Source organism: Weissella thailandensis (assembly GCF_005405465.1).
GTDB lineage: Bacteria > Bacillota > Bacilli > Lactobacillales > Lactobacillaceae > Weissella > Weissella thailandensis.
In genome coordinates this window covers 1-4578 of sequence record NZ_BJEC01000035.1, presented here as the reverse complement: position 1 = coordinate 4578, position 4578 = coordinate 1, and the positions used below count along the sequence as shown (strand labels likewise).

5 protein-coding genes are annotated in these 4578 nt (G+C 40.1%); all 5 read left to right on the top strand.

Annotated features, from left to right (window positions below):
* Positions 1-334, top strand: a 334-nt coding sequence (locus FFM62_RS09895; protein WP_137604531.1) for an IS3 family transposase, incomplete at its 5' end; no start/stop codon positions are given.
* A gap of 295 nt (positions 335-629) precedes the next feature.
* On the top strand, positions 630-1100 hold the full coding sequence (locus tag FFM62_RS09890; protein ID WP_115471750.1) for a MerR family transcriptional regulator: 471 nt from the start codon (positions 630-632) through the stop codon (positions 1098-1100).
* A 149-nt stretch (positions 1101-1249) separates the two neighbouring features.
* The gene (locus FFM62_RS09885; RefSeq protein ID WP_115471749.1) at positions 1250-2515 is read left to right on the top strand and encodes a hydroxymethylglutaryl-CoA reductase, degradative; all 1266 of its coding nucleotides are present in this window, start codon (positions 1250-1252) and stop codon (positions 2513-2515) included.
* 15 nt (positions 2516-2530) lie between these two features.
* The gene (locus FFM62_RS09880; RefSeq protein WP_115471748.1) at positions 2531-3481 is read left to right on the top strand and encodes an IpaB/EvcA family protein; all 951 of its coding nucleotides are present in this window, start codon (positions 2531-2533) and stop codon (positions 3479-3481) included.
* A gap of 10 nt (positions 3482-3491) precedes the next feature.
* A complete protein-coding gene (locus tag FFM62_RS09875) occupies positions 3492-4193 on the top strand; it encodes an NAD-dependent protein deacylase (RefSeq protein ID WP_115471747.1) in 702 nt (233 codons plus the stop codon).
* The last annotated feature ends 385 nt before the right edge of the window (positions 4194-4578 follow it).

The following is a 4578-nucleotide window of genomic DNA, read 5'->3' as shown; positions in this document are numbered from 1 at the left end:
AAATACTAGACCCAAATTAAATTACCGTTTAACAATCCACTCTGACCAGGGATTCCAGTATCAAAATTATGAATATGTCTCACGTTTGCAGAACAACCATGTGTTTCAAAGTATGAGTCGCAAAGCGACCTGTCTAGATAATGCTATGGCGGAGAGCTTCTTTCATCTCTTGAAGGTAGGAACTGTCCATAATAACCATTATCAAAACTATGACGAGCTGAAGTCTGCCGTCAATAATTATATCTATTACTACAACAATAAACGGATTAAAACAAAGCTGGCCGGAAAAACTCCGGTTCAATACCGAAGTCTTTCCGACCAGCTAGTTGCTTAAACTTCTCTCCAATTTTTGGGGTTCAGTTCACTCAACCTTTTTTGTTACAACCGGCTTTAAACCATTTTTTATCACGCTCTAAACGCGCTCCAAAAGACTGAAACCTCAATGTAATGAAATTTACGCCATTCCTGTCCTACGCTTCGCTGCGGCCAAAAATGACGTAAACTACATTACACACCGGCTTCAAAGCGTCTTTATGTCACACTATGATATCTTGTGCTATCTTTAACGAAGTTGACAAAATTGTTAGATAACCTGACAATAAAGTCGATTATATATGAAGGAGAGGGTTATGGCATTTTCAGGAGTACATCATTTTCGAATGAAGGCTTTAGCATCTGAATTGTTTCAGTTCCGTATTGGTGAGTTGGCGACGATGACTGGTGTGTCAACACGTCAATTACGTTATTGGGAGAGCAAAGGTATTATTTCTTCATTAGAGCGTGAAGGAGAACAGGATGCACGTGTCTATAACTATACAGCCTACGTCACTGTTGCCGTTATTAAAGAATTTTTAGACGAAGGGTACACATTAAAGGGCGCTGTCAAAAAGACAAATGAACATCAAAGAAATTGGCAAGTACTGCATGATGTGATGCAAAATGCTGTGCAAGATGTTGTTTTGTTAGATGAAACCCCCGCTGTTGATTTGGGATTTTTTGATGAAGAAGAAACACAGCGCTTGTACGCACGTATAGATGAAAATAATAAAGTGAAGTACAGTGTTCGACCTTGGGCAGGTTACGCAGAAAGTATTGAATAGATAGTATAAATTAACATCTCGTGATCATAAGGACCATTTGAAATATTTTTCATTTGGCGTGTGATTGGGGGATGTTTTTATATAAAGCGGGCGCAAATTTTCATTAATAACTGTTAAACTAATAGTAGATTAAACAAAGAGGAATAGTCATGGCAAATTGGCATAGTTTTTATAAACGTCCATGGTCAGAACGCTTAACCATTTTGACCAATAATCAAAATTTAACAACTGCAGAACAACAATTAATGCAAAACAGTTATGACCATATTGGTGCCCAACAAGTAGAAAATTATATCTATAATTTTGGTGTACCAACGGGGTTATTATTGCAATTACCAGTCAATGGACGTGAAATGATTGTGCCAATGACAACTGAGGAACCCAGCGTGATTGCTGCAGCCAATAATGGTGCCCGCATGATGCGGTACGGTAATGGTGTGACGACCAAGCGACAAGAACATTTAATGCGTGGTCAGGTTATCATTGTTAATCTTTCAGATATTGCAAGTTTACAAAGGTTAGTCCAGAACCATATGACCGAGTTGTTGCAAATCGCCAATGATGCCCATCCATCGATGGCAGCTCGTGGTGGTGGCGCTAAGCGATTAACGGTTGACGTGCTGGATGAAACAACGGTCGCAGTCAACGTACTAGTGGATACTAAGGAAGCCATGGGGGCAAATACAGTCAACACAATGGCGGAGGCGGTGGCAACACAATTACGCCAAAAAGGGTATCAAGTCTTGATGGCGATTTTATCTAATTATGGTACCGAATCGTTAGTTGAGGCGGAAGTTGCCATTCCGGTGACGGCATTAGCAACGAAACAAGGGCTGCCTGGTCAGGTGGTTGCCGAAAAGATTGCTGCCGCAAGTCATATGGAAGAATTATCACCACATCGTGCGGTGACTGCGAATAAAGGTATTTTGAATGGTATTGAAGCAGTTGTACTTGCAAGTGGTAATGATACAAGGGCTGTGAATGCTGCTTTGCATGCTTATGCTGCTCATGATGGCCAATATAGTGGTTTAATTTCATGGCAAGTTATCGATGATCAATTAATTGGTCGGACAGTAATGCCAATGTCAGTCGGTGTCGTTGGTGGCTCGATTGGTATCGTGCCAGCAGTAAAGTTAAACCATCATATTATGGATAATCCGAATGCTGAGCAATTGGCAAGCATTATCATTGCGACAGGGTTGGCTCAGAACCTGGCAGCATTGCGCGCATTAGTGTCAACAGGCATTCAGGCAGGCCATATGGCTTTACAAGCCAAATCGCTGGCAATTCAGGTTGGCGCCAAGGACAATGAAGTCGACCTATTAGTTGCACAATTAAATCAGTCATCACAAATAAACGCATCAATGGCACAGCAATTGTTACTGGAAATGCGGCATGTAAATGCAGAACAATAAAGATGGGATAGAGAAATGAAATTTGCAAAAGAAACAATAACGTTATTAGATCAGGTGAATGCATTGTATCCGGGCTCAGTTATTTTACGAGGTAATGAGGAAGCCAGTGGTGCGATTACCCATGACCAAGTATCAACTTCAATGTTGGGAACACGACTAATGGTTGAAGTGAATGATGGGACGGCGCCTGACTTTTTAGCAACTTCTGAATTATTGATGATGCTATTGACTTTGAATGGGTACCCACAGGTTTACTTCCAATTAAAGGATGATGATGCGGAATTAACGCATCAATTAATGATTATGACAACCTACCTTTATCAACCAGCATTACGAGCAATTGTTTATCGCGAGCAAGCAGCTCATGGTTTACTGACTGATGATGTGGTTAAAGGTGTCCTTGCTGGTGTACAGCAGACATTGTCAAAAGAAACAGCTGATAATAATGGGGAAGCAGCATTGCGCCTGTTAACATTATTAGATTTACAAGTATTTTTACATGCGGTGCCAAGTGATACGACAGCCATTGCTGAAACAATGACCGAATCTTACCCAAAGGCTTGGTCAGCAGCTAAAAAAATTGCAGATGCCATGCGTATTGATGATATTAAGGATCCATTTACTGTTCACCGTGCGGTTGTGACGGCCTTTGCAATGTTTGATGAGCAGATGGTAGCTTGGGATTTGCCAGAAATTTATGCTAGTGAATTTGCAACCCTGACTCCGGTCTTGTCAGAACGTCAATTGCGTTTGCCACTAGCACAAGTATTTGATATCAAGCATATGACGATGATAGATCGTAATACAGATAAAGAAGCCTATGCCGGATTATTAAAAAATTCAGGACAAAATAGTTTCGTGTTGGCTGCTCCAGAAGATAAATTGGCCGATTTCTTTAAGGAACTTTACCAAACACCCGTTAAAGAGGTGCTGACAAAGTTGGGTCAACCATTTGCGATACGATAAGGAGGAAATAATGACATTAGTAACGCCAGATATACAACAATTGATTGATAATGCGAAAAACATTGTCTTTTTGACAGGTGCAGGGGTATCAACTGCCTCGGGGATTCCAGATTATCGGTCAAAGGGTGGTATCTATGATGGTATTGCGTTACGCCCCGAGTATTTATTAAGTACAGAAGCGTTAGCAAGTGAGCCAGAAAAAATGTATGAATTTGCTAAGGAAAATATGTACTTTCCAGCTGCACAACCTAATATTATTCACGAGAAAATGGCTACGTTGACGCAAAAGAATCGTGCCCGCATTATTACGCAAAATGTCGATGGTCTACATTTAAAAGCAGGGGCTAAAAATGTGATTGAGTTCCACGGTTCATTGTATAATATTTATTCAACGACAGATGGTAAGCCTAGTGATGTGGATGCATACTTGCAGTCACCTTACCGCGAAGATGGTGCTTTGTTACGTCCAGCAATTACATTATATGGTGAGATCCCATTTAGAGTAGATGAGGCAGCACAATGGATGACCCAAGCAGATTTAGTTGTTATTGTTGGAACAAGCTTTGTGGTTTACCCATTTGCTGGGCTTTTACAGTACGCTCGTCCTAATGTACCAGTATTAGCAGTTAACTTGGAACAAATTCCAGCACCAGCTCATGTTAAGCAGGTTGTCGGGGATGCACGTGAATTTTTCTCGGAACTACAAGTATAGGTTTCGCGTAATAGTATATATAGAAAAGATCCGTAATCTGTCCTTTGGATGGGTGACGGATCTTTTCTATGTTGACTAGTCATTTTAGTTCGATAAAACGTTCGTAAAAAAATAATAAGACCAATCTATTGACGAACATTAAATTAACTGTTATTATATTTAAGTGGTCGAGCGAGACCAACGAATTACTGAAAACTGATTTAAAAAAATGATTTAAATTAGTTGTTGACAATCAAATGGTTGTCCTGTAATATAGATTAAGTCGTCAGAGAGACAACAACGTAGACCATTGAAAACTGAATATCGTTTCGATGAAACAAATGTGTAGGGTCATCAAGTATTTTACTTGATACAAAACATTTGCGAAGTCAATTCGCTAGTAAAT